This window comes from Streptomyces sp. NPDC006510 (assembly GCF_040611955.1).
Taxonomy (GTDB): domain Bacteria; phylum Actinomycetota; class Actinomycetes; order Streptomycetales; family Streptomycetaceae; genus Streptomyces.
Genome location: NZ_JBEXPH010000122.1, coordinates 1 through 25,957 on the forward strand (window position 1 = coordinate 1; position 25,957 = coordinate 25,957).

Annotated in this window: 25 protein-coding genes, 1 tRNA gene and 1 pseudogene; 5 read left to right on the forward strand and 22 right to left on the reverse strand. The window is 70.1% G+C overall.

What is annotated here, in order from left to right; all coding sequences use genetic code 11:
• Position 1 precedes the first annotated feature (1 nt).
• The 16 genes from ABZY11_RS29455 to pgsA form a co-directional block, all read right to left on the reverse strand.
• On the reverse strand, positions 2 to 220 hold the full coding sequence (locus ABZY11_RS29455) for a hypothetical protein (protein WP_356482048.1): 219 nt from the start codon (positions 218 to 220) through the stop codon (positions 2 to 4).
• A gap of 329 nt (positions 221 to 549) precedes the next feature.
• On the reverse strand, positions 550 to 966 hold the full coding sequence (locus ABZY11_RS29460) for a hypothetical protein (protein ID WP_356482049.1): 417 nt from the start codon (positions 964 to 966) through the stop codon (positions 550 to 552).
• A gap of 166 nt (positions 967 to 1,132) precedes the next feature.
• Entirely contained in the window at positions 1,133 to 1,684 is a 552-nt protein-coding gene (locus ABZY11_RS29465; protein WP_356482050.1) for an adenine phosphoribosyltransferase, read from the reverse strand.
• Complete coding sequence (gene secF / locus ABZY11_RS29470) at positions 1,681 to 2,784, reverse strand: protein translocase subunit SecF (RefSeq protein ID WP_356482051.1); 1,104 nt, start codon at positions 2,782 to 2,784, stop codon at positions 1,681 to 1,683. The genes ABZY11_RS29465 and secF overlap by 4 nt, the downstream gene beginning before the upstream one ends.
• A gap of 1 nt (position 2,785) precedes the next feature.
• Complete coding sequence (gene secD / locus ABZY11_RS29475) at positions 2,786 to 4,525, reverse strand: protein translocase subunit SecD (protein WP_356482052.1); 1,740 nt, start codon at positions 4,523 to 4,525, stop codon at positions 2,786 to 2,788.
• 145 nt (positions 4,526 to 4,670) lie between these two features.
• Positions 4,671 to 5,150: a preprotein translocase subunit YajC gene (gene yajC, locus ABZY11_RS29480; RefSeq protein WP_356482053.1), complete on the reverse strand. Its 480-nt coding sequence runs from the start codon at positions 5,148 to 5,150 to the stop codon at positions 4,671 to 4,673.
• Positions 5,151 to 5,315: 165 nt separating this feature from the next.
• On the reverse strand, positions 5,316 to 6,389 hold the full coding sequence (gene ruvB / locus ABZY11_RS29485) for a Holliday junction branch migration DNA helicase RuvB (protein ID WP_356482054.1): 1,074 nt from the start codon (positions 6,387 to 6,389) through the stop codon (positions 5,316 to 5,318).
• An 84-nt stretch (positions 6,390 to 6,473) separates the two neighbouring features.
• Positions 6,474 to 7,100: a Holliday junction branch migration protein RuvA gene (gene ruvA, locus ABZY11_RS29490; RefSeq protein ID WP_356482055.1), complete on the reverse strand. Its 627-nt coding sequence runs from the start codon at positions 7,098 to 7,100 to the stop codon at positions 6,474 to 6,476.
• Complete coding sequence (gene ruvC, locus ABZY11_RS29495; protein WP_356482056.1) at positions 7,097 to 7,669, reverse strand: crossover junction endodeoxyribonuclease RuvC; 573 nt, start codon at positions 7,667 to 7,669, stop codon at positions 7,097 to 7,099. The genes ruvA and ruvC overlap by 4 nt, the downstream gene beginning before the upstream one ends.
• A 123-nt stretch (positions 7,670 to 7,792) precedes the next feature.
• Positions 7,793 to 8,545: a YebC/PmpR family DNA-binding transcriptional regulator gene (locus tag ABZY11_RS29500; RefSeq protein WP_072484508.1), complete on the reverse strand. Its 753-nt coding sequence runs from the start codon at positions 8,543 to 8,545 to the stop codon at positions 7,793 to 7,795.
• 61 nt (positions 8,546 to 8,606) lie between these two features.
• Complete coding sequence (gene pdxT / locus ABZY11_RS29505) at positions 8,607 to 9,200, reverse strand: pyridoxal 5'-phosphate synthase glutaminase subunit PdxT (protein WP_356482057.1); 594 nt, start codon at positions 9,198 to 9,200, stop codon at positions 8,607 to 8,609.
• Between the two features lie 6 nt (positions 9,201 to 9,206).
• Entirely contained in the window at positions 9,207 to 10,127 is a 921-nt protein-coding gene (pdxS, locus tag ABZY11_RS29510; RefSeq protein ID WP_093898403.1) for a pyridoxal 5'-phosphate synthase lyase subunit PdxS, read from the reverse strand.
• 169 nt (positions 10,128 to 10,296) lie between these two features.
• Positions 10,297 to 10,842: a hypothetical protein gene (locus ABZY11_RS29515; protein ID WP_356482058.1), complete on the reverse strand. Its 546-nt coding sequence runs from the start codon at positions 10,840 to 10,842 to the stop codon at positions 10,297 to 10,299.
• A gap of 75 nt (positions 10,843 to 10,917) precedes the next feature.
• The gene (locus ABZY11_RS29520) at positions 10,918 to 12,126 is read right to left on the reverse strand and encodes a glycosyltransferase family 4 protein (RefSeq protein WP_356482059.1); all 1,209 of its coding nucleotides are present in this window, start codon (positions 12,124 to 12,126) and stop codon (positions 10,918 to 10,920) included.
• Complete coding sequence (locus ABZY11_RS29525) at positions 12,123 to 13,058, reverse strand: phosphatidylinositol mannoside acyltransferase (protein ID WP_356482060.1); 936 nt, start codon at positions 13,056 to 13,058, stop codon at positions 12,123 to 12,125. Before ABZY11_RS29525 ends, ABZY11_RS29520 begins: the two co-directional genes overlap by 4 nt.
• Complete coding sequence (gene pgsA / locus ABZY11_RS29530) at positions 13,055 to 13,729, reverse strand: phosphatidylinositol phosphate synthase (RefSeq protein ID WP_356482061.1); 675 nt, start codon at positions 13,727 to 13,729, stop codon at positions 13,055 to 13,057. Before pgsA ends, ABZY11_RS29525 begins: the two co-directional genes overlap by 4 nt.
• Positions 13,730 to 13,994: 265 nt before the next feature.
• On the opposite strand from pgsA, the gene ABZY11_RS29535 reads away from it, so the two are divergent.
• Together ABZY11_RS29535 and ABZY11_RS29540 are read left to right on the forward strand one after the other, a co-directional pair.
• The gene (locus tag ABZY11_RS29535; RefSeq protein WP_356482062.1) at positions 13,995 to 16,220 is read left to right on the forward strand and encodes an elongation factor G-like protein EF-G2; all 2,226 of its coding nucleotides are present in this window, start codon (positions 13,995 to 13,997) and stop codon (positions 16,218 to 16,220) included.
• A gap of 147 nt (positions 16,221 to 16,367) precedes the next feature.
• The gene (locus ABZY11_RS29540) at positions 16,368 to 18,038 is read left to right on the forward strand and encodes a hypothetical protein (protein ID WP_356482063.1); all 1,671 of its coding nucleotides are present in this window, start codon (positions 16,368 to 16,370) and stop codon (positions 18,036 to 18,038) included.
• Between the two features lie 94 nt (positions 18,039 to 18,132).
• Here the strand turns inward: ABZY11_RS29540 and ABZY11_RS29545 are convergent, their stop codons facing one another.
• Complete coding sequence (locus ABZY11_RS29545; protein ID WP_326764567.1) at positions 18,133 to 18,693, reverse strand: HIT domain-containing protein; 561 nt, start codon at positions 18,691 to 18,693, stop codon at positions 18,133 to 18,135.
• 66 nt (positions 18,694 to 18,759) lie between these two features.
• Here ABZY11_RS29545 and ABZY11_RS29550 point away from each other — a divergent pair, with 66 nt between their 5' ends.
• Positions 18,760 to 19,437 (forward strand): potassium channel family protein, encoded by a 678-nt coding sequence (locus tag ABZY11_RS29550; protein ID WP_356482064.1) that lies wholly within the window; start codon positions 18,760 to 18,762, stop codon positions 19,435 to 19,437.
• 29 nt (positions 19,438 to 19,466) lie between these two features.
• Here ABZY11_RS29550 and thrS read toward each other — a convergent pair whose 3' ends face one another.
• The 3 genes from thrS to ABZY11_RS29565 all read right to left on the reverse strand — a co-directional run bounded on the left by thrS (position 19,467) and on the right by ABZY11_RS29565 (position 23,423).
• Positions 19,467 to 21,443 (reverse strand): threonine--tRNA ligase, encoded by a 1,977-nt coding sequence (thrS, locus tag ABZY11_RS29555; RefSeq protein ID WP_356482065.1) that lies wholly within the window; start codon positions 21,441 to 21,443, stop codon positions 19,467 to 19,469.
• Positions 21,444 to 21,582: 139 nt separating this feature from the next.
• Positions 21,583 to 22,857: a hypothetical protein gene (locus ABZY11_RS29560; RefSeq protein WP_356482066.1), complete on the reverse strand. Its 1,275-nt coding sequence runs from the start codon at positions 22,855 to 22,857 to the stop codon at positions 21,583 to 21,585.
• Entirely contained in the window at positions 22,857 to 23,423 is a 567-nt protein-coding gene (locus ABZY11_RS29565) for a DUF4365 domain-containing protein (protein ID WP_356482067.1), read from the reverse strand. The genes ABZY11_RS29560 and ABZY11_RS29565 overlap by 1 nt, the downstream gene beginning before the upstream one ends.
• Before the next feature lie 191 nt (positions 23,424 to 23,614).
• Here ABZY11_RS29565 and ABZY11_RS29570 point away from each other — a divergent pair, with 191 nt between their 5' ends.
• Positions 23,615 to 24,340 carry a 3'-5' exonuclease gene (locus ABZY11_RS29570; protein WP_356482068.1) on the forward strand — a complete coding sequence of 242 codons (726 nt, stop codon included), beginning with the start codon at positions 23,615 to 23,617 and terminating at the stop codon, positions 24,338 to 24,340.
• Between the two features lie 128 nt (positions 24,341 to 24,468).
• Here ABZY11_RS29570 and ABZY11_RS29575 read toward each other — a convergent pair.
• A tRNA-Val gene (locus ABZY11_RS29575) sits at positions 24,469 to 24,540 on the reverse strand.
• Positions 24,541 to 24,579: 39 nt separating this feature from the next.
• Positions 24,580 to 25,026, reverse strand: coding sequence for an SRPBCC family protein (locus ABZY11_RS29580; RefSeq protein ID WP_356482069.1), 447 nt, complete (start codon positions 25,024 to 25,026; stop codon positions 24,580 to 24,582).
• An 83-nt stretch (positions 25,027 to 25,109) separates the two neighbouring features.
• On the opposite strand from ABZY11_RS29580, the pseudogene ABZY11_RS29585 reads away from it, so the two are divergent.
• Positions 25,110 to 25,957 (forward strand): annotated as a pseudogene (locus ABZY11_RS29585) (hypothetical protein); the annotation flags it as partial.

Below are 25,957 nucleotides of genomic sequence, written 5' to 3' on the forward strand. Positions count from 1 at the left end.
GCTACGGGGCGGACGCGGCCGGGGAGGCGGGTGCGGCCGGCTGTGCGGGGGAAGCGGGCGCGGCCCCGGCTGCCGGGCTGCCAGCCCGGTCCGGGCCCGAGCCGAACCCGGGGGCCGGGGGCTTCGGCTTCTCCGCGGGCTGCTTCTTCCCGGGCGTGGCTGAGGCCGCCGCGGGCTTGTCGGGCTGCGGGGCGGCGACTGGCTGGGCCTCGTCTGGCAAGAGCGCTCCTCGTGCGGATCCGGGTACCCGGAGAGGCCATCGTATCGACCCTGCGGCCGGTCCTCGCCCGGGGACCGTGAGACTCCTGACAACGCGGAACGGGCACCCGGTTGTTCCCGGGTGCCCGTCCTTGGTGCCTGCGAGTGTACCGAGCCCGTCACGGGCCGATGGTCCGAGCGCCGGCCAGGCCCGAGGAGAAACAGCGGACCCGCCGTACGGCCACAGACGCCGTTCAGACCGTGAGGGCGGCGAGGCACACCGCCTCCTGCTCTTCTCCCGTCATGGCCGCAGGTCACTGCGGGCAGACCTGACCGAGGTCAGGTGAAACCTCAGTTCCAGCGCAGAAGGGCTGCCCCCTTGACCTTCATCTCCTTGTTGGCGGCGACGTTGCCCCACGGCACCGTGATCTGACCGCTCTTTCCGCAGCCGGCCTTGTACGAGGTCTTCTTGCCCTTGGCATTGAATCCCTTGACCTGCACACATATGCTGCCGCCCTTGAAGACCTTCCAGCCGTAGACCATCTTCATGCCCTTGGCACCGAAGTGGGCGCAGCCGTCGTTGAGCGTGCTCCACTTCCCCGGGATTGACCCTGCATTCTTCCAACCCATGCAGACGCCCTTCGCGCCCAGGGTGGTCGGCGCGGGCGCGACTTTCTGGCTCGCACTCGCAGGAGCGGCGCCCGCAGCGATTGCTGCAAAGGAAAGAAGGGAAACCGCCCCCGTGGCGATCTTGCGTGAAATCCTCATGCGGTTCCTCCGTTGAGATGCCTGGTCAGTGACATCAGGAAGATCCAATCAAGTAGGTCATGCTGTGCGAAAGCGAATGTGAGCCATTACTTCGCTGATTCTGATACGCACATGCGAATCGGGTGTCCAGTAGAAACTCTGAACACCCGATTCATGTACGCCGCACTCACACGTGGATGAGAGCCTCCAGCGGAGCACCCGCCAGGGCCTGCTCCATGCGGGCACGTCCCTCCAGGAAACCGAGCTCCATGAGAACCGCTACGCCCGCGACCTCGGCACCGGCCCGCCGGATCAGCTCCAGCGAGGCCTCGGCGGTGCCACCCGTGGCGAGGATGTCGTCGATGACCATGATCCGGTCGTCGGTGGACAGGTCCTCCGCGTGGATCTCGATCTCGGCGGTGCCGTACTCCAGCGCGTACGCCTGGCTGAGCGTGGCTCCGGGCAGCTTCCCCGCCTTGCGCACGGGTACGAAGCCGAGCCCGGCCCGGACCGCGACCGGGGCCGCCAGGATGAAGCCGCGCGCCTCCAGGCCGACGACCTTCGTGGCGCCGTGCCGTGCGCACAGCTCCGCGAGTGTGTCGGTGAGGGCCGCGAATGCCGCCGGGTCCGCGAGCAGCGGGGTGATGTCCTTGAACAGCACACCCGGCTTCGGGTAGTCCGGGACGTCGCGGATCCGGCTGAGCAGGAGCTCGCGGGTGCTCTCGGTGGTGCTGGTCATCGACGCTTCCCCGGGGTCCGGCCGTGGCCCCTGGGGGGCTGCTGACGCTGGCCGACGACCGCGGCGGCGGGTGCGGCGTCCTGTGGGAAGCCGTCGTCCGACGGATCGTCCTCGGCGGACTCGCCCTTGGCGGCGGCTGCCGCGCGCTTGGCGAGGATCCGCTTCTTCAGGGCCTTCATCTGCGGGTCGCGTTCCTTGAGGTCGGCGACGAGCGGCGTGGCGATGAAGATCGAGGAGTACGCACCGGCGGCGAGGCCGACGAAGAGCGCCAGGGAGATGTCGTTCAGCATGCCGGCGCCGAGGACACCGCCGCCGATGAACAGCAGACCGGCGACCGGCAGCAGGGCCACGACGGTGGTGTTGATGGAACGGACCAGCGTGCCGTTGATGGAGCGGTTGGCGATCTCGCTGTACGTCCACCGGGTCTGCTTGGTGATCCCCTGGGTGCCCTCCTTGAGGCTGTCGAAGACGACGACCGTGTCGTAGAGGGAGTAACCGAGGATGGTCAGCAGACCGATCACGGTGCCCGGGGTGACCTCGAAGCCGACCAGGGCGTAGACACCGACCGTGATGGTGATGTCGTGGATCAGTGCGACCAGGGCCGCGATGGCCATGCGCCACTCGAAGGCGATGGCCAGGTAGATCACGACGAGGACCATGAAGATGCCGAGGCCGGTCCAGGCCTTGTTGGCGATCTGCTCACCCCAGCTGGGGCCGACCAGGTCGGCGGCGATCTTCTCCGCCGGAACGTTGAGGTCCTCGGAGAGCTTGTCCTTGATCTCGTCGGACTTCGCGGTGTCGACCTCGGTGATCTGGATGCGCAGACCGCCGTTGCCGAGCTTCTGGACGATCGCCTGGTGGCCGGAGGCCTCCGTGGCCAGGTCCTCCGCCTTGGCGACGGTGACGCTCGTCTTCGGGGTGGTGAAGACGGCACCGCCCTTGAACTCGATGCCCATGTTCAGGCCGCTGACCGCCAGGCCGACGATGGCCGTGATGGTGATCAGGATCGAGATCCCGTACCAGATCTTGCGCTTGCCGATGAAGTCGTAGCCGACCTCGCCTCGGTAGAGACGGGCGCCGAGAGTGCCGAGTCGCGACATCTCACGCCTCCTTCGGGTCAGTGGGGGCGTTGACACGGCGCGAACGGCGCAGCGGCGGCTTGGCGCCGAGCCGCTTCGGGTCCAGGCCGGACCACGGGTGGCCGCCGGCGAAGAACTTCGTACGGGCCATCAGCGTCATGAGGGGCTTGGTGAAGAGGAACACCACGACCACGTCGAGCAGGGTGGTGAGACCCAGCGTGAACGCGAAGCCCTGGACCTTGCCGACGGTGACGACGAAGAGCACCGCGGCGGCGAGGAACGACACGAAGTCGGAGACCAGGATGGTGCGCCGGGCGCGCGGCCAGGCCCGCTCGACGGCCGGGCGGAGCGTGCGGCCCTCGCGGATCTCGTCGCGGACCCTCTCGAAGTACACGATGAAGGAGTCCGCGGTGATACCGATGGCCACGATGGCGCCGCAGACCGCCGGGAGGTTCAGCGCGAAGCCGATGGCCGGGCCGAGCAGCGACATGAGCGTGTAGGTCAGGACGCCGGAGACCAGGAGGCTCAGGAGCGCGATGAGCGCGAGGCCTCGGTAGTAGGCCACCAGGTAGATGACCACCAGGGCCAGACCGATGGCACCGGCGATCAGACCGGCCTGGAGCTGCTCACCGCCGAGCGCGGCGGTGACCGTGGTGACGCTCTGCTCCTTGAACGAGAGCGGGAGCGCACCGTAGGAGAGCACGTTGGCCAGGTCCTCGGCGGACTGCTGGGTGAAGCTGCCGGAGATCTGGGCGTTGGCGCTCAGTGCCGTGCGTACGGAGGGCGCCGAGACGACTTCACCGTCGAGCGCGATCGCGAACTGATTCTGCGGCGGCTGCTGCTGAGAGAGCTGGCTCGTGATCTTTTGGAACTTCTTGGCGCCGTCCTTGGTGAACTCCATCTGAACGATCCACTGACCGCTTGTCTGGTCGATCGCCGCCTTGGCGCTGTCCACGCCCGTGCCGGACACCTGGGCCGGGCCGAGGACGTACTTCGCATCGCCCTCGGAGCTGCATGCGACGACCGTGTCGGTGGGCTTGGCGCCCTGTGCGGCCTTGGCGCGGGACGCCTTGCTGGAGCAGTCGAGCTCCGCGAACTTCTTCTGCAGCTTGGCCGCGGCGGCCTCGTCGGCGGCGGAAGCCGACGGCGTGGCGTCGGCCTTCGGGGTGGTGCTCGCCTTCGGGGTGGGCGTGGAGTCGGCCTTGAGGGCGCCGGTGACCGCGCGGCCCTGGGTGGTGGCGCTCGCGCTCGGCGTCGCCGAAGCCTTCCCCTTGTCCGCGGTGGGGGCGCTGGGGCTGCCGGACGGGGTGGGCTTGCCGGACGACGAGGCGCTGGGCGTCGGGGTGGGCGTGCCCTGGGCGACGGTCAGCACCGGCCGGAAGTAGAGCTTGGCGGTGGTACCGACCTGCTCACGGGCCTGGGCGGAGTTCGTGCCCTTGGGGATGTTGACGATGATGTTGCGATTGCCCTGGGTCTGGACCTCGGCCTCGGAGACACCCAGACCATTGACACGGCGCTCCATGATCTCGACCGCGGTGTCCATGTTGGTCTTGTTGATCGCCGATTCCTGGCCCGGCTCGCTCTTCGCCTCAAGCGTGATCGAGGTGCCGCCCGCCAGGTCGATACCCAGTCGAGGGGTCGGCTGATCGGCCAGGAACATCCCGCCGGTGAGCGCGACCATGGCGATCAGGATCAGAGCCAGGGAACGCCCTGGCCTGCCCTGACCGCCGGCCGGCCCCCGGCTCTTCTTCGGTGCTGCCACCTTCTCGTTTCTCCCTGTCCAACCGCCCCGCGCCGGGTACGCGCCCGAGCGGCCACGAAGTGTAGTGGGGACCCACCCCCGCAGAAGACCGCACGGTCCGGGGAATGCCGGATGCCGGTGGGCTCACGGCATCCCCGGGCGTGGGTTACTTCGCGTCGGCCTCGCCGTCGTCCTTGCCCTCGGACTTCTTGCCGGACTCGGCGTCCTTCGGCTCGGCGTCGTCAGCCTTCTTGCCCAGGTCGATCCGGGCGTCGTCCGAGGCGTCCTCGTCGGTGTCCGCCTCGGTCAGCGAGGAGGCGTCGTCCGGCACGACCGTGCCGTCGAGGTCGAGACCGGTCTCGTCGTCGCCGTGGACGATGCGGTTGTACTCCGCGTCGTCGAGGACGGCGCCGATGGCGTTCTTGGCGTAGATGGCGTGGACGCCGGGCGCGATCTCAAGGAGAACCGTGTCGTCGTGCAGCTCCTTGACGGTGGCGTACATGCCCCCGATCGTCCGGACGCCGGTGCCGGGCTGCATCTCGTTGCGCATCTGGGCGGCGGCCGCCTGCTTCTTCTTGGCGGACCGCGTCATCAGGAACATGGCCCCGATGAGCACGATGAAGGGGAGGAGAGTCACGGGATTCACGGGACGAGTTTCCTTCGCACGACCGCGTTGGAAGGCGGCCTGTATCTACGGGGGTGGGTACACCGACCCTTAGGGGCGGCATCGGCGGAGTCTAAGCGAGTCCGCATCGATGGAACAACGCCCGGAGTCGCGCCGTGGTTCCTGCTCCGGTCAACCTGTGACACATCACGCCCCGAACAGGCCCTGTTGTCCCTTTCCGCCTTGCTGCGGAGGTACGAGACCCAGATGGGTCCAGGCCGCGGGCGTGGCGACCCGCCCGCGTGGCGTCCTGGCCAGCAGTCCTTCCCGGACCAGGAAGGGCTCCGCAACCTCCTCGACGGTCTCGCGCTCCTCCCCCACGGCGACCGCGAGGGTGGACAGCCCGACGGGTCCGCCGCCGAAGAGCTTCAGCAGGGCGCCCAGCACCGCGCGGTCGAGCCGGTCCAGGCCCCGGGCGTCGACCTCGTACACCCCGAGGGCCGCGGCGGCGACCGGGCGGTCGATCCGTCCCTCGGCCTTGACCTGGGCGTAGTCCCGGACGCGGCGCAGCAGCCGGTTGGCGATACGAGGGGTGCCGCGGGAACGACCGGCGATCTCGGCGGCACCGTCCGTGTCTATCTCCACGTCGAGGAGGCGGGCGGAGCGGTGGATGACGCGCTCCAGCTCGGTGGGGGCGTAGAACTCCATGTGACCGGTGAAGCCGAAGCGGTCGCGCAGCGGCGGCGGCAGCAGTCCGGCCCTGGTGGTCGCACCGACCAGGGTGAAGGGCGGCAGTTCCAGCGGGATGGCGGTGGCACCGGGGCCCTTGCCGACGATGACGTCGACCCGGAAGTCCTCCATCGCCATGTAGAGCATCTCCTCGGCCGGCCGCGACATGCGGTGGATCTCGTCGAGGAAGAGGACCTCACCCTCCTGGAGGGAGGAGAGAATCGCGGCAAGATCACCCGCATGCTGGATGGCGGGACCGGAGGTGATCCGGATCGGCGCGCCCATCTCGGCCGCGATGATCATGGAGAGGGTGGTCTTGCCGAGGCCGGGGGCGCCGGAGAGCAGGACGTGGTCGGCGGTGGCGCCGCGGGCCCGGGCCGCCTTGAGGACCAGGTCGAGCTGTTCGCGCACCTTCTCCTGGCCGACGAATTCGTCCAGGTCCTTCGGCCGCAGCGCCGCTTCGACCGCGGTGTCCTCACCGTCCGCGTCGGCGTGGACGAGGCGCTCGTCGAGCCGCTCGTCGGTGTCGGGTCCGGTCTCGTCCCAGTTCATTCAGTCAGTCCCGCCTCGGGTGTTTCGGTGCCGTGCGGTGCCCGGCCCGGCGTCGGGGGTGTCCCCCGGGGTGTCGCGCTCCGGTCAGCGCGCGCGGTTGAGGGTCTGCAGTGCGGCACGCAGCAGCTGCGGCACGGGGGCCTGCCCGCGCTCGGCGATGGCTGCCTCGGCCTGGGGGGCGACGGCGGTGACCGCCTCGTCGGCCTCCCGGGTGGCGTAGCCGAGGCCGATCAGGGCGGCCTGCAGCTGATCGCGCCAGGAGGAGGTGACGGCGGTGCCGATGCCCTGCCGGCCGATGTGCGCGCCGACGGGCTCGCCGAGTCTGTCCTTCAGTTCGAGGAGGAGTTTCTGCGCGCCCTTCTTGCCGATGCCGGAGACGGCGGTGAGCGCCTTCTCGTCACCGGTGGCGACCGCGGTGCGCAGGGCGTCCGGACTGTGGGTGGCGAGCATGGCCTGGGCGAGCCGGGGCCCGACCCCGCTGGCGGTCTGGAGCAGCTCGAAGACCTGCCGCTCGTCGTCGTCGGCGAAGCCGTAGAGGGTGAGCGAGTCCTCCCGTACGACGAGGGAGGTGGCGAGCCTGGCCTCCTTGCCGATCCGGAGGGCGGCGAGGGTGTTCGGCGTGCATTGGACGGCCATGCCGATGCCGCCGACCTCGATCACGGCCGTGGTCGGGGCGAGTGCGGCAACGGGGCCGCTGACGAAGGCGATCATCGGGGGACCTTCCGGACGGGAACTGCGGGTGTACGGGGAACGCGCCGGCCGCGGTCCGCGGCGGCTGCCGCGTGTGCCTGCTGGAGGCGGTTGACGGCGGGGGCGCGCCAGATGTGGCAGATGGCGAGGGCCAGGGCGTCGGCCGCGTCGGCCGGTTTCGGCGGGGCGTCGAGCCGCAGCAGCCGGGTGACCATGGCGCCGACCTGTGCCTTGTCGGCGCGGCCGCTGCCCGTGACGGCCGCCTTGACCTCGCTGGGGGTGTGCAGGGCTACGGGAATGCCGCGGCGTGAGGCGCAGAGCATGGCGACGGCGCTGGCCTGGGCGGTGCCCATGACCGTACGGACATTGTGCTGGCTGAACACCCGTTCCACGGCAACGAATTCGGGCCGGTGCTCGTCGAGCCATTCCTCGATGCCGCGCTCGATGGCGACCAGCCGGTGACCGAGCTCCGCATCGGCCAGGGTGCGGACGACGCCCACGCCGCGCATCGTCAGGGGGCGGCCGGCGACGCCCTCGACGACGCCGACACCGCACCGGGTCAGCCCCGGGTCCACACCCAGTACCCGCATGGATGCCCCCTCCGTACCGATCGGTCAACTGTTCCCGCAGGCTATCGGCTCGCACTGACAATGCGACGGGCCGACGGGGTGTGTCCCCGTCGGCCCGTCCCTGAAGGCTGTGCTGAGCGTGGCTCAGGCGTCGACCTTCTCCATGACTTCGTCCGAGACGTCGAAGTTGGCGAAGACGTTCTGCACGTCGTCGCTGTCCTCCAGCGCGTCGATCAGCTTGAAGATCTTGCGCGCGCCTTCCTCGTCCAACTCGACCTGCATGGTGGGCAGGAAGTTGGCCTCGGCGGAGTCGTAGTCGATGCCGGCCTCCTGGAGCGCGGTGCGGACCGCGACCATGTCGGTGGCCTCGCTGACGACCTCGTACGTGTCACCGAGGTCGTTGACCTCCTCGGCACCCGCGTCGAGCACGGCACCCAGGACGTCGTCCTCGGTCAGCTCGCCCTTGGGGACGATGACGACGCCCTTGCGGTTGAAGAGGTAGGAGACCGAACCCGGGTCGGCCATCGAACCCCCGTTGCGGGTCATCGCGACACGCACGTCGGACGCGGCACGGTTGCGGTTGTCGGTGAGGCACTCGATGAGCACCGCGACACCGTTCGGGCCGTAACCCTCGTACATGATCGTCTGGTAGTCGACTCCGCCCGCTTCGAGACCGCCACCGCGCTTGACCGCGGAGTCGATGTTCTTGTTCGGTACGGAGCTCTTCTTCGCCTTCTGGATCGCGTCCACGAGGGTCGGGTTTCCCTCGGGGTCCACACCGCCGGTGCGGGCCGCGACCTCGATGTTCTTGATCAGCTTCGCGAAGAGCTTGCCGCGCTTGGCATCAATCACGGCCTTCTTGTGCTTCGTCGTAGCCCATTTAGAGTGGCCGGACATCTGCCTTCTCCTTCGCGTCACCAAAAACGATTCGAACCCGAGAGATCCTACCGGGATCGAGTCAGCCGACTGCGCGCACCATGTCCACGAACAGCGCGTGAACGCGATGGTCTCCGGTCAATTCCGGGTGGAATGACGTAGCCAGGGCATTTCCCTGACGCACGGCGACAATATGGCCACCGTGCTCCGCAACGACCTTGGCCTGCGCGCCGACGGACTCCACCCAGGGGGCGCGGATGAACACGCCCTCCACGGGGCCGCCCTCGATGCCGGCGACCTCGACGGCCGCCTCGAATGACTCGTTCTGCCGCCCGAAGGCGTTGCGGCGCACGATCATGTCGATCCCGCCGACCGTCTCCTGGCCCGAGCGCGGGTCGAGAATCTTGTCGGCGAGCAGAATCATTCCGGCGCAGGTGCCGTAGACGGGCATTCCGTTCCGTACCCGCTCGCGCAGCGGTTCCAGCATGCCGAACAGGGAAGCCAGCTTGGACATCGTGGTGGACTCACCACCGGGTATGACCAGGCCATCGACCTCGGCGAGTTCCTCGGGACGCCGGACCGGCCTGGCCAGGGCGTCAGCCGAGGCCAGGGCGATCAGGTGTTCCCGTACGTCGCCCTGGAGAGCCAGGACTCCGATCACAGGGGTGTCGCTCATCAGTGATTACCAGCCACGGTTGGCGTAGCGCTCGGCCTCGGGCAGGGTGTCGCAGTTGATGCCGACCATGGCCTCGCCCAGGTTCCGTGATGCGTCCGCGATGATCTTCGGGTCGTCGTAGAAGGTGGTGGCCTTCACGATCGCGGCGGCGCGCTTGGCCGGGTCGCCGGACTTGAAGATGCCGGAGCCGACGAAGACACCCTCGGCGCCGAGCTGGCGCATCAGCGCGGCGTCGGCGGGGGTGGCGACACCGCCCGCGGAGAACAGCACGACGGGCAGCTTGCCGAGCTCCGCGACCTCCTTGACCAGCTCGTACGGGGCGCGGAGCTCCTTGGCGGCGGCGTACAGCTCGTTGTTGTCGTAGCCGCGCAGGCGGGCGATCTCGTTCTTGATCTGGCGCAGGTGGCGGACCGCCTCGACGACGTTCCCGGTGCCGGCCTCGCCCTTCGAGCGGATCATGGCCGCGCCCTCGGCGATCCGGCGCAGCGCCTCGCCCAGGTTGGTGGCACCGCAGACGAACGGGGTGGTGAAGGCGAACTTGTCGCTGTGGTTGACCTCGTCGGCCGGGGTGAGGACCTCGGACTCGTCGATGTAGTCGACGCCGAGGGACTGGAGGACCTGGGCCTCGACGAAGTGGCCGATACGGGACTTCGCCATCACCGGGATGGAGACGGCCTCGATGATCTCCTCGATCATGTTCGGGTCCGACATCCGGGCCACGCCGCCGTCCTTGCGGATGTCGGCCGGCACCCGCTCCAGGGCCATGACGGCCACCGCGCCCGCGTCCTCGGCGATCTTCGCCTGCTCCGCGTTGACGACGTCCATGATCACACCGCCCTTGAGCTGCTCGGCCATGCCGCGCTTGACGCGCGCGGTGCCGGTGGCCGGGGAGTCTGCGGACTGCGGGGTGGTGGGAAGCGTGGACATGGATCGACCTCACTCGGAGAAAAGGTTGCTGAAAAGCGCTGCTTGATGCAGTGCTGAGCAAACTCTCCGGGACCAGTCCACTGCAAGGGCCAATGGAAGGCCGGTGGATCGTTTTGAACGCGTACGGGACGAGATATGGCCCCCGTCACGTGTGAATGCGGCTGTCCGGTCAGCTGACAGGGCGGTCCGCCAGGGCCACCGGGGGTTCGTCGTCCATCTCGAAGGCCAGCGGGAACGGGGCGTGTCCGGCCAGCCGGAACCACCGCACCTTGCGGTGCCGGCGCAGCGCACGCGCCGCGCGCACCGCGTCGTTGTGGAACCGCCTGGCCATCGGGACGCGGCGCACGGCGGCGGCGAGTTCGAACGCCGCTTCCTCACCACCGGGGATCTCCTTCACCGCCTCCACCTGCGCCGCCTCGCCGAAGACCGCCCGCAGCGCGGCACTCAGCTCGCTCTCCGCGACCTCGCGCTGCTCCTCCTCGGCCTGGCGGGCGGCGTGCGCGGCCTCGTACAGGACGATGGACGCGGCCGGGTCGAGAACACCGGACGTGGCCAGTTCCTGGGTGACCGACGCACGGCGCAGAAGTTGCGCGTCGAGGGCGGCCCGTGCGGCGTCGATGCGGGTGTGCAGCCGGTCCAGCCGTCCGGCGGTCCAGCTGAGGTACATACCGATCGCGACGATCGCGACGGCGATCCAGATGAGGGTTTCGATCACGGGCGGCAAGGCTACCGTCGAGGCACGGACGACGTGGCCGCCCGGCCCCGGCCCCCGTATCCGCCGGACACGGGCCTACTCCCGCGCCAGCCCCAACCGCGCGCGCAGGCCCGTGCGTTCGTCGGCCGCCACGGAGGCCGCGCCGTCCGTCACCGTCTCGTACACCGCGAGGATGTCCGCCCCGACCGTCGACCAGTCGAACCGGCGCACATGCGCGGCGCCCCGCTCGCGCAGCTCCGTACGCCGCTCCGGGTCGCCGAGCAGCCGGATCGCCGCCGCTGCCAGCGCGTCCGCGTCCTCATTGGCGAAGAGTTCGCCCGCCGCGCCCTGGTCCAGGACCTGCGCGAACGCGTCCAGATCGCTGGCGAGGACCGGAGCGCCGGCCGACATGGCCTCGACCAGGATGATCCCGAAGCTCTCGCCCCCGGTGTTGGGCGCGACGTACACATCGACGCTGCGAAGCAGCCGCGCCTTGTCCTCGTCGCTCACCATGCCGAGGAATTCGACCCGCTCGCGCATCGCCCCGGGCAGCGAGGCGACGGCCTCCTCCTCGTCGCCCCGGCCGGCCACCAGCAGCCGGGTGTCCGGGCGGGCGGCGAGGATCGCGGGCAGCGCCCTCATCAGGACCGGCAGGCCCTTGCGGGGCTCGTCGATGCGTCCGATGAAGCCGATCGTGCCGCCCTCCCGGCTCCCCCCACCACCCTCGACCGGGCTTCGCGCCCCCTCCGATTGCCACTCGGCCTTGGGCTCGGCGGCGGCGAAGAAGCCGACATCGACCCCGTTCGGAATGACGACCGCGTCGCCGCCCAGGTGCTCGACCAGGGTGCGCCGGGCGTACTCGCTCACCGCGATGCGCGCGCTGATCTTCTCCAGCGCGGGCTGGAGGATCGGGTAAGCCGCGATCATGGCCCGGGAGCGCGGGTTGGACGTGTGGAACGTGGCGACGATCGGCCCCTGCGCGGCCCAGCAGGCGAGCAGCCCCAGCGACGGCGAGGTCGGCTCGTGGATGTGGATCACGTCGAAGGTGCCGTCGTGCAGCCAGCGGCGCACCCGGGCGGCCGACAGGAAACCGAAGTTCAGCCGGGCCACGGAACCGTTGTACGGGACGGGCACGGCACGGCCCGCCGACACCACGTAGGGCGGGAGCGGTGTCTCGTCGTCGGCGGGCGCCAGCACCGACACCTGGTGTCCCAGCCGGATCAGGTGTTCGGCCAGGTCACGGATGTGGAACTGGACACCGCCCGGTACGTCCCAGGAGTACGGGCAGACGATGCCGATCTTCACGTCCGGTCCTCCCGGGTATCCAGATCGGCGAGCCAGAGCCGTTGCAGCATGTGCCAGTCCTCCGGATGGTCGGCGATTCCTACGGCGAAGGCATCGGCCAGCGCCTGTGTCATCGAGGACGTCTTCTCCGTACGGTCGCCCGACTCGGGCATCACGACCGGCGGGTGGATACGCGCCTTCATCACGGGCGTCTCGTCGTAGCTGAGCGTGACCGGCAGCAGCAGCGCCCCGGTCTGCTGGGCCAGCAGCGCGGGCCCCGCGGGCATTCGCGCGGTGTCGCCGAAGAACGTCACCTCGACGCCGGAGGCGGACAGATCGCGGTCGGCGACCAGACAGACCAGCCCCCCCGCGCGCAGCCGCCTCGCCAGGGTGCCGAAGGCCGCGCCGCCGCTGTGCGGCAGGACCTCCATGCCGAGCCCTTCGCGGTAGGCCACGAACCGGTCGTACAACGTCTCGGGCTTGAGCCGCTCGGCGACCGTGGTGAACGGCACCTTGAGGTCGGTGGTGACCCAGGCCCCGGCCAGGTCCCAGTTCCCCAGGTGCGGCAGGGCGAGGATGACACCGCGGCCGGCGTCGAGACCGTCGGTCAGCCGGTGCGCGTCGGTCACCGCTATGGACGCCTTGATCCGCGCCGGGCTCCAGGTGGGCAGCCGGAACGACTCCATCCAGTAGCGCATGTACGAGCGCATCCCGGCCTTGGAGAGCTCGGCCAGACGGGCCGGTGACGCCCCGGGCACGACCCGTGCCAGATTCGACTCCAGCCGCAGCACGCTCTTGCCGCGCCGCTTCCACACCTGGTCGGCGATGGTGCGGAAGAGTGCGCGGGCGACCGGCTCCGGGAGCTTCCTGACGGCGCTCCAGCCGAGCCCGTACAGCCCGTCGGTCAGCCGGTCCCGCAGACCGGTACGCGTGTCCCCCGGGTCGTCGCTCACTGGGCGGTCCCGCTCCCACGCCCCGCGGCAGCGGCCTCGGCCGCGTCGGCCTCCGCGGATTCGCGGCGCACGGTCACGACCCGCTGCACCAGCGTCACCAGGCTGCCCACGGCGACGATCCACAGCGCGATCGGCAGCAGCACCTGGATCCCGGGGACACCGAACTTGTCCAGACCGGCCAATCCGGCCGCGACCAGCGAGATCACCAGCCGCTCGGCGCGCTCCACGAGACCGCTGACCGCGACCGGCAGTCCGATCGACTCGCCGCGCGCCTTCGTGTACGAGACCACCTGGCCGCTGGCCAGGCAGAAGATCGCGACCGCGCAGAGCACGTTGTCGTCGCCGTTGCCCGCGTACCAGAGCGCGAATCCGCCGAAGATCGCCCCGTCGGCGACCCGGTCCAGCGTCGAGTCGAGGAACGCGCCCCAGCGGCTGGAGATACCGGCCTGCCGGGCCATGTTGCCGTCGACGAGGTCGGAGAAGACGAAGATCGTGATGACGATCGTGCCCCAGAAGAACTCCCCCGTCGGGAAGAAGACCAGCGCACCTGCCATCACCCCGGCCGTACCGATCAGAGTGACCGCGTCGGGGCTCACGCCGAGACGGAGCAGCAGCGCGGCGAACGGTGTGAGGACACGCGTAAAAAATGCACGCGCGTACTTGTTCAGCATGGCCTTCCCGAGGGTCGGTGGGCCGAGCGGCCCCTTCGGCCACCGGCTGGCCCATCGTAGTCACGCCCGCCGGACTCCACCGTCCGGGCACCCGGCCTCGCGCGGCGGCGTGCCATGTATGGACGCGACCTGGCCCGAGTGGAAAGCTCGAATTACCGCGGGCGTCGCCGTAGCCGCCGCGGCGGCTCCCCAGTGCCCGTGCATCTCTCCCCCACATCGCGTCGGCTTTTCTCCGCTTCGCGCCACTACCTGGGAGGCACGCATCATGGGCGACAAGGCTCACGCACACACCGGGGCCGCCGGCAGGGCAGCGACGGCCGGCCGGCCCTCATCCGTACGGAATGTGGTGCTGGTCGGCCACAGCGGCTCCGGAAAGACCACGCTCGTCGAGGCCCTCGCACTGGCCGCGGGTGCGGTCAACCGGGCGGGCCGGGTCGAGGACGGTGCCACCGTCTCCGACTACGACGAGATCGAGCACCGCCAGCAGCGTTCCGTACAGCTCTCCGTGGTCCCCGTCGAATGGGACGGGTACAAGATCAATCTGCTGGACACTCCCGGATACGCCGATTTCGTCGGGGAGCTCAGGGCCGGTCTGCGGGCAGCGGACGCGGCCCTGTTCATCGTCTCCGCGGCCCAGGAGGCCGACGCGGTGGCGGGCGCCACCCGCGCCGTCTGGGAGGAGTGCGCGGCCGTCGGCATGCCGCGCGCCATCGTCGTCACCCATCTCGACACGGCACGCACCTCGTTCGACGAGATGACCCGGATCTGCGGCGAGATCTTCGGCGGTGACGACCCCGATGCCGTGCTCCCGCTCTATCTGCCCGTCCTGGGCCCCGAGGGCGCCGACGGGCACGCCCCGCTCACCGGGCTCACCGGGCTCCTCACTCAGCGGATCTTCGACTACTCCTCGGGCGAGCGGCAGGAGAACCCGCCCGCGGAGGCACAGCGGCCGGCGCTCCAGCAGGCCCGCAACCGGCTGATCGAGGGGATCATCGCCGAGAGCGAGGACGAGACCCTGATGGACCGCTACCTCGACGGCGCCGAGATCGATATCAAGACACTCGTCGACGACCTGGAGCGCGCCGTGGCCCGAGGCGCCTTCCACCCCGTCCTCACCGCGGCCCCCGCCGCCGGGGGCGCCCGGCAGGGCATCGGCACCGTCGAGCTCCTGGACCTGATCACCGGCGGATTCCCGACCCCGCTGGAGCGCCCGCTCCCCGACATCACCCCGCTGCACGGGGCGTCGCGCCCGGTCCTGACGTGCGACCCGGACGGCCCGCTCGTCGCCGAGGTCGTCAAGACGGCTTCCGACCCGTACGTCGGCCGGGTCTCGCTCGTACGCGTCTTCTCCGGCACCCTGCGCCCCGACGAGACCGTCCAAGTGTTCGGCCACGGCCTCACCGACCCCGGCCACGAGACCCGCCCCTTCCACGAGGCCGAGGTACGCGTCGGCGCGCTCTCCTCCCCCTTCGGCAAGCAGCAGCGCCCGCTCACCGCGTGCACCGCGGGAGATCTGGCCTGCGTCGCCAAACTGGGCAGCGCCGAGACCGGGGACACCCTGTCCGACCGGGACCTGCCACTGCTGATGGACCCCTGGAGCACGCCGGACCCGCTGCTGCCGCTCGCCATCGAGGCCCACAGCAAGGCGGACGAGGACAGACTCTCCCAGGGGCTCGCCCGGCTGGTCGCCGAGGACCCGACCATGCGCCTCGAACAGAATCAGGACACCCACCAGGTGGTGCTGTGGTGCCTCGGCGAGGCCCACCAGGATGTGGCACTGGACCGGCTGCGCAGCCGCTACGGCGTCCAGGTCGACGCCGTGCCGCACAAGGTGCCGCTCCGCGAGACCTTCGCCGCTCCGTCGACCGGACGGGGCCGGCATGTGAAGCAGTCCGGCGGCCACGGCCAGTACGCCATCTGCGAGATCGACGTGGAGCCACTGCCTCCGGGCTCGGGCATCGAATTCGTCGACAAGGTGGTCGGCGGAGCGGTGCCCCGCCAGTTCATCCCGTCCGTCGAGAAGGGCGTGCGCGCCCAGGCCGCCCGCGGAGTCGCGGCCGGACATCCGCTCGTCGACGTACGCATCACTCTGCGGGACGGCAAGTCCCACTCGGTGGACTCCTCCGACGCGGCGTTCCAGACCGCGGGCGCGCTGGCCCTGCGCGAGGCCGCCGCGGACACCCGCATCCAGCTCCTCGAACCCGTCGCCGAGATCCAGGTGCTGGTCCCCGACGACTATGTCGGGCCGGTGATGAGCGATCTGTCCGGGCGGCGCGGCAGAGTGATCGGAACCGAACAGTCCGGCCCCGGCCGCACCCTCGTACGGGCCGAGGTACCCGAACTGGAGATCGGCAGGTACGCGGTCGACCTGCGCTCCCTCTCCCATGGCGCCGGCCGGTTCGACCGGGCGTACGCCCGGCACGAAGCCATGCCCCCGCAGCTCGCCGAACGCATCCGGGGACAGCAGGAGAACAATCCGAACCACTCGTGATCAGCCATGCCGCCCGCCTTTGTCCACAGGGGCGGGCGGCGCAGCGATCCGGACGATACGCTTTGGTCCCAGCTCAGAAGGTGTGCCGGGCACGGCAGTTGGGAAACAGCCGCAGGAGCAGTTCCTCGGCGGCGAGTGGGGGCGACAGTGGCCAGCGACGGATTCGATTTCTCTCCCGGAGCGCAGATCCCGCTCCAGGGTTCGGGCGGACAGGCGGTGGCGACGAATGCCCTCGCCTCCGCCGCGTACCGCGACAGCCCGGTGGAGAAGATCCTTGACGCCAACAGCGAGTGGCACAAGTCCGAAGTCAAGGTGGGCCGTTCCAAGCTCTTCAAGTCCGACTACTTCAAGCCCAATCTTGGCGAGGCATTCTCCCGCGCCGTCCAGGAACGCATGCTGGGCGGCGCCCGCAAGGCCCTCATCCAGTCCTTCGGGACCGACCCGCAGACCGTCGTCGAGCACTGCCTGTCCGCGAGCCGACTCCGCAAGAGCCGCGACACCAAACTCACGGCCGTCACGGCCCTGTTCGGCTTCCTCTTCCTGCCCGGCATGATCCTTTGGGTCCTCGCGTTCCGTCTGCGCGACGCCCTCGGCAACACCAAGGACAAGGCCCTCTCCGCCGTGGGCAGCGCCCTGCTCCCGATCATCGGCATCGTGGCACTGATCTTCCTGGTCAAGCTGCCGCTCAACGGGATCCTGGCGCTCTACGTCCGCGCGATGATGGTCGCCCCCGTCATCGGCTGGTTCCTCGCCAGACGGATCGCCGAGTCCTCCGCCAAGGACATGCGCGCCCGTTGGGAAGGGCTGCTCTCCGGCGGCGGCGTCATCGCCAGGATCCCCGAGGCCGTGCCGAAGAACCCCAACGAGACCTCCCGCGAGGCGCTCCGCCAGGGTCTGGAGAAGCTCTCCGCCGAGCAGCAGTCCAACTCGGTCTTCTACGCGGGCCCCAAGGGAATCCTCGGCATGGGCACCCGGTGGGGCAGCTGGCAGCTCGCCGAAGAGCTCGTCTCCAAGGAACCCGGCAAGGAATTCCACCAGTTCCGCAGCTGGGACCTGATACGGGCCATCCACGACCAGCTCAAGGTGCTGGAGCGCGGCCCGCTGAACACCGGGGGGTTCCCCACCCCGTCGGTCACCCACTGGATCGTCTCCCCCGTCGGGGAGAACGCCGACTCGGTCTCCCGCCCCGACGGCGAGGACGTCGCCACCTTCCAGGTCAAGCCGCACGAGATACAGCGGATCTGCAACCACCAGCAGTTCGGCAGCGGCGACCGGCACTATCTGGGCGTCCAGTTCACCCTCTGGGAGGGCCAGCTGGTCATCACGATGATGATCACTGTCACGGTGCTCCACGAAACCCTGCGCATCGAAGTCACCGGACATGCGCTCGGCCCGGTCCACTCGCTCTTCACCAGCAAGCCCGCGGCCAAGACCAAGACGGTCAACAAGACCGTCCGGTTCTGGGAGACCCGCGACATCACCCTGCCGCTGGTCGAACCCAGCGAGGTCGTCCGCCTCGCCCTGCGCGCCCCGTTCACCTGGTACCCGCCGCTCCTGGACTACCTGGGCGGCAAGATCGCCCTGCCCGAGCCGTTCGGCCTGCGGCACGCCTGGGCCGAGAAGCCGTGGCGCCATCGCTTCATGGCGGACGACGCGATGCGCGCCGCGACGCCCGTACTGCGAGCCGTCCACAGCGCCGCCCTGCGCGTCCTCCAGGAGCACGGCGTCGACATCGAGCGCTTCGACAACCGCTCGATGGTGCTGAGCGGCCTGGTACAGGACCCGACCCCGCGCAAGGCCGACCTGTACGACGCGTAGGCGGACGCCCGGGTGGACGGACGCCCGGACACGCGAAGGCCGCCCCGGCAGGAAACAGAAGCCGGGGCGGCCTCCGCGGAAGCGGCAGCCGGGATCAGCCGACCGGCCAGGCGTCGGCCAGCATCTTGCGCGTATCGGCGAGCAGCTGCGGCAGCACCTTCGTGTGCCCGACGACCGGCATGAAGTTGGTGTCACCGCCCCAGCGCGGCACCAGATGCTGGTGCAGATGGGCCGCGATACCGGCCCCCGCCACCGAACCCTGGTTCATACCGATGTTGAAGCCGTGCGCCCCCGAGGCCGTCCGCAGAGCCACCATCGCCCGTTTGGTGAAATCGGCCAGCTCCATGGTCTCCGGGCCGTCCAGCTCCGTGTAGTCGGCGACATGCCGGTACGGCACCACCATCAGATGCCCGCCGTTGTACGGATACAGGTTCAGCACGGCATAGACATGCTTGCCACGCGCGACGACGAGCCCGTCCTCGTCCGAATTCGACGGGATCCCGCAGAACGGACAGCCATCGCCGGCCTCCGGGCCGGTCGGCTTGTTCTCGCCCTGGATGTACGCCATCCGGTGGGGCGTCCACAGGCGCTGGAACGCGTCGGGCGTCCCCACTCCGATCTGCTGCTCCGGCTCACTCGTCATGGCGATCAGCATATTGCTTCACTCCCGGGGCGCGTGTCGCCGGGGCCGCACCCGTCGGCGGACAGCGATGCTGAGGCGATGAGCGACCGGTCCGCCGACTCCGCCCCCCTTCACCTCCGGCGCTGGGAGCAACGCACGGAGGTGCCGCTCTTCGGCGTCTCGCTGCTCTTCCTGCTCGGCTACGCGGTCCGTGTCCTCGCACCCCCGGACGCCGAGCCCTGGCACGACCTCGCCCTCGCGCTGGTCGGCACCACCTGGCTGGTCTTCGCCGCGGACTACGCGGTACGGCTCCGGCTCAGCGGCCTCGGCCACCGCTTCGTCCGGGTGCACTGGCTGGACACGCTGGTGCTGGTGCTCCCGCTGCTGCGTCCGCTGCGCCTGATCCGGGTCTACACCGCGGTCCAGCAGCGGCGGGAACGGCCACGGCTGAGCCTGTACGCCCGCGTGATCTCCTACGCCGGCGCGACCGCCCTGCTGCTCGGCTTCTCCGCGTCGCTCGCCGTCTACCACCAGGAGCACGCGGTCCCCGATTCCACGATCCATACCTTCGGCGACGCGGTGTGGTGGGCGTGCGAGACGCTCACGACGGTGGGGTACGGGGACGCGGTGCCGGTCACGCCGGGCGGCCGGGTCGTCGCCGCGGGCCTGATGGTCTGCGGGCTGGCGCTGCTGGGGGCGGTGACGGGGTCGTTCTCGTCGTGGCTGCTCCAGGTGTTCAGGCGGGAGGACGAGAAGAGGCCCCCGGAGGGCGGGTAGCTCTCCGGGGGCCTGCTGTCACATGCCCGTCAGACCTGGACGCGGTCCTCTACGGCCTTCTGGATCTTGGCGATGGCGTCCTCGACCGGGATGCCGTTCTCCTGCGATCCGTCGCGGTAGCGGAAGGAGACGGCGCCGTTGGCCATGTCCTCGTCGCCCGCGATGATCATGAAGGGAACCTTGGCCTTCTGCTGGTTCCGGATCTTCTTCTGCATCCGGTCCGAGGAGGCGTCCACCTCGACCCGCAGCCCCTTCTTCCGGGCCTTGGCCGCGAACTCCTGGAGGTAGGGGATGTGCGCGTCGCCGATCGGGATGCCGACCGCCTGGACCGGCGCCAGCCACACCGGGAACGCACCCGCGTAGTGCTCCAGGAGCACCGCGAAGAAGCGCTCGATGGAGCCGAACAGGGCACGGTGGATCATGACCGGGCGCTGCTTGGTGCCGTCCGGGCCGGTGTACTCCAGGTCGAAGCGCTCCGGCAGGTTGAAGTCGAGCTGCACGGTCGACATCTGCCAGGTACGGCCGATGGCGTCCTTGCACTGCACCGAGATCTTCGGGCCGTAGAACGCGGCGCCGCCCGGGTCCGGGACCAGCGGCAGACCCTGCTTCTCGGCGACCTGGCGCAGCGTCTCGGTGGCCTCTTCCCAGATCTCGTCGGAGCCGACGAACTTCTCCGGGTCCTTGGTGGAGAGCTCCAGGTAGAAGTCGGTCAGACCGTAGTCGCGGAGCAGGTTCAGGACGAAGGTGAGCGTGCGGTCGAGCTCCTCCGCCATCTGCTCCTTGGTGCAGTAGATGTGCGCGTCGTCCTGCGTGAAGCCGCGCGAGCGGGTGAGACCGTGCACCACGCCGGACTTCTCGTACCGGTACACCGTGCCGAACTCGAAGAGGCGCAGCGGCAGTTCACGGTAGGAACGCCCACGCGCATCGAAGATCAGGTTGTGCATCGGGCAGTTCATCGGCTTGAGGTAGTAGTCCACCCCGTCGTCGAGCTGCATGGGCGGGTACATGCCGTCGGCGTACCAGTCCAGGTGGCCGGACTTCTCGAAGAGCTTGCCCTTGGTGGCGTGCGGGGAGTAGACGAACTCGTAGCCCTCCTCCTCGTGACGCCGGCGGGAGTAGTCCTCCATGGTGCGGCGGATGATGCCGCCCTTGGGGTGGAAGACCGCGAGACCGGGGCCGATCTCGTCCGGGAACGAGAAGAGGTCCAGCTCGTTGCCGAGCTTGCGGTGGTCGCGCTTGGCGGCCTCCTCCAGGAACTCCAGGTGCGCCTTCAGCTCGTCCTTGGTGGGCCACGCGGTGCCGTAGATGCGCTGGAGCATCGGGTTCTTCTCGCTGCCCCGCCAGTACGCCGCGGCGTTGCGCATCAGCTTGAACGCCGGGATGAACCGGGTGGTCGGCAGGTGCGGTCCCCGGCAGAGGTCCTTCCAGCACAGGTCGCCGGTCTTCGGGTCGAGGTTGTCGTAGATGGTCAGCTCGCCGCCGCCCACCTCGACATCGGCGCCGTCGTCCGTGGACGCGGAGCCCTTGATGCCGATGAGCTCCAGCTTGTACGGCTCGTCGGCCAGCTCCTCGCGGGCGGCCTCGTCCGTCACGACCCGGCGGGAGAACTTCTGCCCCCGCTTCTGGATCTCCTGCATCTTCTTCTCGATGGCCTTGAGGTCCTCGGGAGTGAACGGCTTCTCGACGTCGAAGTCGTAGTAGAAGCCGTCCTTGACCGGCGGGCCGATGCCCAGCTTGGCCTCGGGGAAGAGCTGCTGCACGGCCTGCGCCATCACGTGTGCGGTGGAGTGCCGCAGGATGTTGAGGCCGTCCTCGGAGGAGATCTCGACGGGCTCGACGACCTCGCCGTCGGCGACGACGTACGCGAGGTCCTTCAGCTCACCGGCGATCCGGGCGGCGACGACGGTGCGCTCGCCGGGGAAGAGCTCGGCTGCCGTAGTGCCCGTCGTCACCACGCGCTCTTCCCGCTCGGAATCGCGTTGGATGATCACACGGACGTCTGACACCGGTCTCTCCTGACTCAGGGGGTACGCACGCATTCGAGGTGCACGTGCGATACGAATCGTACCGAGCCACGGGCCCCCTCTGCGAAACGGTTTGGGCGCGAGGCGCAGCCACTCCCCCGTGCGCCCCTCCCGCAGGGCCCTATTCGCCGGTGCACGCCTCCTCGAAATAGTCGACGTTCTCCTGGAGCGACTTCATCAGCCGGTCCCGCTCCGCCTCGTCGACCTGCACGGGCACCACGTGCGAGGTCCCAGTCAGCCGCCGGAAGCCGCCGCGGCTCTCCAGCCTGCCCTCCACCCGGATCGGCAGCCCCACCAGATGGGCGTGGCCGGCGATCCGGTACGCCTCCTCGTCCAGCTCCAGCCGCACATGCGGCACCTCGGCGCCGGCCAGCACCCGCAGCCGTACGATCCCGGCGCCGCGCGGTGCCGAGCGGCGCATCCGGACGACGGCACCGGTGATCCGTACCGTCACGGCGGGCTCGTCCCGGAGGTAGCGCGCGCCCGCGCGGCGCAGGGCGGGCAGGTCGCCCGGTGAGAACTCCACCGGTTCGGGACGGGCCGGGCAGCCCTCGGGGGTCCCGGCGGCGGGCGCCCACTCCAGGGCGATCCCGGCCCCTTCCGAGCCCCGGACGAGCGCGATGACGGCCTCGGTCAGTTCCCGGCTGACGCCTGCCCCGACGGCCGTGTCGAAGGCTTCGTAACCGCCGGTGGCCCGCTGGTAGTCCACGGCCTCGCGGGTGGCGTGCAGGGCCTGGTGGAGTCGTACGGCGACCGCACGGCCCGGTTCGACCGGCACGAACGCGGCGAGCTCACGGCCGCCGGGAGCGGGCCCGACGAGGATGCCTTCGAGCGCGGCCAGGGCCCTGCGGCGGTGGCGTGCGCCGTGGTAGCCGGTGTTTCCGCGTACGGCGAGGGCTCCGGCGAGCAGTATCTGCCGGGCGGCGGTGTGCAGCCGCTCCGCCCCGGTCCAGCCGGCCGCGCCCGCCGCTCCCGCGACCGGTTCGGGGACCTCGCGCCACCAGCGGATCTCGTCGCTGGGCACGGCGAGGGAGACCAGCACCTCGCGGGCGGAGGGTGCGGCGCTGCGGGCGAGCGCGATCAGTGCCTCACCGAGGAGGTCCTCGCTGTCGGGGAAGGCGGTGGTGTCGGGAACCAGGAGGCTCGTCCCGCCCCCGGGCGGGGCCGGTGGGCCCGGTGGGGTCCAGCGGCTGTAGCGCCCGGCCGCCCCACCGCGGCGCTGCCAGCCGTGCCGGCCGAGCAGGGCGCCGAGGACCGCGGGGTCGACACGGGCGGGGTCGGGGAGGCCCCCGGGCAGCTCGGGGACACCGGGCCACGGACCCGCGGCTTCGGCGGGATGCGGGCGTATGACTGACGGGACCGCTTCGTCGACGTACTCGTCCATCGGCCGGTGCATCAGGGTCTCCCTCCCGCCCCTACACGGGTCATGATCTCGCAGAGCGCCCGGTCGTCGAAGATGCGCGAGGTCGGGATCCGCACGGTGGTCCGGTGCCGGCCCGTCACCGCGTGGCCGGCCAGGTTGGTCCAGTAGCAGCAGTGCCGCAGGTCGAGCCGGTCGTGTCCGGCGCGCAGCCAGTCGTCCTGACTGCGCGGCACGATCATCACGACGAGGATCTTGTGCACCGACACGGGGGTCCGGGCGAGCTTCACGAGGTGGGCGTTGTCGAGCGTGAAGGCGAACGTCGGTCCCGGCGGGTGCGCCGGGAGCTGATAGGTGCATTTGAGCTGCACCTTTATGGTCACTTCGTCGTCCACGGCATGGCCGGGGGCGCCGTGGCTGACGTGCCAGTCGATGCCGTTGTCGGGGAAGGGCTGCGACAGGGAACACCCCGCCGCGGCCGCGACCGCGTGCAGATAGCCCACCTGGAGGGTCTCCATGCAGGCGGTGGTTGCGAGTGTGCCGCGCAGCGGTTCGATCCGCTGGGACAGCAGCCCGCTCGGTTCGGGCTGCGCGAGCGCCATGGCTGCGTGTGCCTTCCGGGCTGTGCCGATCGGTTCTCCGGTGCGGGGTTGACGACAACTGCCGCTCCCCTCACCTGTGTTGTCACCGCACAGGACCGCCCGCAAACGGCGTACCGGGCAAAGTGCGCGGGTATCACCGATCCGGGCAGAGGAATCACGCCATCTGCCGTTCGGGCACGAGGAGTTCGGGGATGACTCACTGGTACGAGGGGCCGCTGGCCGCTTTTGACACCGAGACAACAGGAGTCGACGTCGAGGGGGACCGGATCGTCTCGGCCGCCCTGGTCGTCCAGGACACGGCGGGCGGGCGGATGCGCGTCACCCGCTGGCTGGTGAATCCGGGGATACCGGTGCCCGTGGGGGCGACCGAGATCCACGGTCTGACCGACGATCACCTTCAGCGCAACGGGCGTTGGCCGGCGCCGGTGGTGGAGGAGATAGCCCGTGCGCTGGCCGAGCAGTGCGCGGCCGGACGCCCGCTGGTCGTGATGAACGCACCCTTCGACCTGACGCTGCTCGACCGCGAGCTGAAGCGTCATCGCGCGTCGTCGCTCGGGACGTATCTGCAGAACTCACCGCTGTGCGTGCTGGATCCGCGGGTGCTCGACAAGCATCTGGACCGCTACCGCAAGGGGCGGCGGACCCTCACCGATCTCTGCGAGCTGTACGGCGTGGTGCTCGACGGCGCCCATGACGCCGCGGCCGACGCGGCGGCCTCACTGGAGCTGGTGCGGGCGGTGGGGCGTCGGTTCTCGTCCCGTCTGGAACGACTGACGCCGCCCGAACTGCACACCCTGCAGGCCGTGTGGCATGCGGCGCAGGCGCGTGGGCTGCAGGCGTGGTTCGCGAAGAACGGCACGGCGGAGGCGGTGGATCCGGCCTGGCCGCTGCGCCCGGAGCTTCCCGCCGCGGCGTGACCGGGGTGCCGGGAACCGACGCCCCGGCATCCGCTGCCGCTCCGACCCGCGTTCCGCACACTCCGAAAGCGCTCCGGAAACGCGGAAGCCGGTCCGTCGATTCTGCTGACGGACCGGCCTCTCCCGGGTGGGCGATACTGGGTTCGAACCAGTGACCTCTTCGGTGTGAACGAAGCGCTCTCCCACTGAGCTAATCGCCCGGGAACGGGTTGAACCATACAGGGCTCTGCGGGTCCGGTTCAAACCGCTTCCAGCCTGGCCGCGAGACCCCGCCGCCCTGCACGCATCATCAGGGCGTGATTGGCCCGGAACACGGGGCGTCCGGGTACCGCCAGGAGCCGCATCAGCCGCCGGTGCACTTCGACCTCCTGCTCGTAGACGGCCCGGCTGCCGCCGTCGTGCGGGGTGACCGTCCACCGGACCCAGCCGTCGAGGTCGCCGCTGAGCGTCGCCTCGATGACTCTGGCCCGGGGGTCGCGGCGGCGTTCGCGGACGGTCATGACGAGGTCGTACGGGAGGAAGGAGCGGATGCGGGTGGTGCCGGTGGTCCCGTCGACCGAGGTGACCTCGCGGACCTGCGGCCACCATCGCGGGTAGTCGTCGGCGCGTTCGAGGATCTCGTACACGGCGTCGGGCGGGGCGGGAAGGTCCCAAATACTCACAAATCGGTAGTGGCTCCAGTCCATGCCCCCAGTCTGCGCGTACTCAGCCGGGGAACTGAGTATCCGAGCGCATGTTTGATCCTGTGGCCCGCGCCACACTCACGTTCATGGAACATGTGCCGCCACCCGCCGAGGAATTGGCGCTTCTCGATCGCGAACTGGCCCATCTGGACGCCCGGCGCTCCCAGTTGCTGGTTCGCCGTGCCTGGCTGCTGAGTGTGCTGACGCCACCTGCCGGGCCTCCCGTCGTGCCGCCGGCACCGCAGTTCGCCGCCCCGTTCGGGCCTCCCACCGCGCAGGCCGGACCGCGCAGCGCGCAGAATGTGCTGCTCACCCTGGGCGGTCTGCTGCTGACGGTCGCCGCGATCGCCTTCACCCTGGTCAGCTGGGGCCACATGGGAATCGCCGGCCGCTCGGCGGTGCTCGCCGTGGTGACGCTCGCGGCGCTCGTCGCTCCCGCCGTGCTGCTGCGTCGTGGGCTGTCCGCGACAGCCGAGTCGCTCGGCGCTCTGGCGTCCGTACTGATGATTCTCGACGCCTACGCGCTGCACCGGGTGGCGGTGCCGGAGGCCGGTGGCCGCGGTTTCGCCGCGGTCGCCTCGGCGGTGCTGGCGGTGCTGTGGGGCGGGTACGGGCTGCTGCTCGGCCGGCTGCGGCTGCCGCTTCCGCTGGCGGTGGTGAGCGCTCAACTGCCGCTGCTGCTGTGGGCCTGGTCGGCGGGTGCGGGCGCCTCGGCGTTCGGCTGGGCGCTGCTGCTGACGGCGGCACTGGACTGCGTCATCGCGGTGTGGGGGCCGGGCCTCGCGGTACGGGTGACGGCCTGTGTCGGCTGCTGGACGACGGGCCTGCTGGGACTGCTGGTGGCCCTGGCGCAGTCGGTGTCCGCCGACGCGGCTTCCGGCGCGGTGGCGCCGGCCGCGCTGTTGCTCGCGGGTGCGGCGGTCGCGCTGTTCGG

Coding starts and splice junctions, on each gene's coding strand:
- ABZY11_RS29460 (WP_356482049.1), bottom strand. CDS start 966: ATGAGGATTTCACGCAAGATCGCCACGGGGGCGGTTTCCCTTCTTTCC.
- ABZY11_RS29465 (WP_356482050.1), bottom strand. CDS start 1,684: ATGACCAGCACCACCGAGAGCACCCGCGAGCTCCTGCTCAGCCGGATC.
- secF (WP_356482051.1), bottom strand. CDS start 2,784: ATGTCGCGACTCGGCACTCTCGGCGCCCGTCTCTACCGAGGCGAGGTC.
- ruvB (WP_356482054.1), bottom strand. CDS start 6,389: ATGAACTGGGACGAGACCGGACCCGACACCGACGAGCGGCTCGACGAG.
- ruvA (WP_356482055.1), bottom strand. CDS start 7,100: ATGATCGCCTTCGTCAGCGGCCCCGTTGCCGCACTCGCCCCGACCACG.
- ruvC (WP_356482056.1), bottom strand. CDS start 7,669: ATGCGGGTACTGGGTGTGGACCCGGGGCTGACCCGGTGCGGTGTCGGC.
- ABZY11_RS29500 (WP_072484508.1), bottom strand. CDS start 8,545: ATGTCCGGCCACTCTAAATGGGCTACGACGAAGCACAAGAAGGCCGTG.
- pdxT (WP_356482057.1), bottom strand. CDS start 9,200: ATGAGCGACACCCCTGTGATCGGAGTCCTGGCTCTCCAGGGCGACGTA.
- pdxS (WP_093898403.1), bottom strand. CDS start 10,127: ATGTCCACGCTTCCCACCACCCCGCAGTCCGCAGACTCCCCGGCCACC.
- pgsA (WP_356482061.1), bottom strand. CDS start 13,729: ATGCTGAACAAGTACGCGCGTGCATTTTTTACGCGTGTCCTCACACCG.
- ABZY11_RS29535 (WP_356482062.1), top strand. CDS start 13,995: ATGGGCGACAAGGCTCACGCACACACCGGGGCCGCCGGCAGGGCAGCG.
- ABZY11_RS29545 (WP_326764567.1), bottom strand. CDS start 18,693: ATGCTGATCGCCATGACGAGTGAGCCGGAGCAGCAGATCGGAGTGGGG.
- ABZY11_RS29550 (WP_356482064.1), top strand. CDS start 18,760: ATGAGCGACCGGTCCGCCGACTCCGCCCCCCTTCACCTCCGGCGCTGG.
- ABZY11_RS29560 (WP_356482066.1), bottom strand. CDS start 22,857: ATGCACCGGCCGATGGACGAGTACGTCGACGAAGCGGTCCCGTCAGTC.
- ABZY11_RS29565 (WP_356482067.1), bottom strand. CDS start 23,423: ATGGCGCTCGCGCAGCCCGAACCGAGCGGGCTGCTGTCCCAGCGGATC.
- ABZY11_RS29570 (WP_356482068.1), top strand. CDS start 23,615: ATGACTCACTGGTACGAGGGGCCGCTGGCCGCTTTTGACACCGAGACA.
- ABZY11_RS29580 (WP_356482069.1), bottom strand. CDS start 25,026: ATGGACTGGAGCCACTACCGATTTGTGAGTATTTGGGACCTTCCCGCC.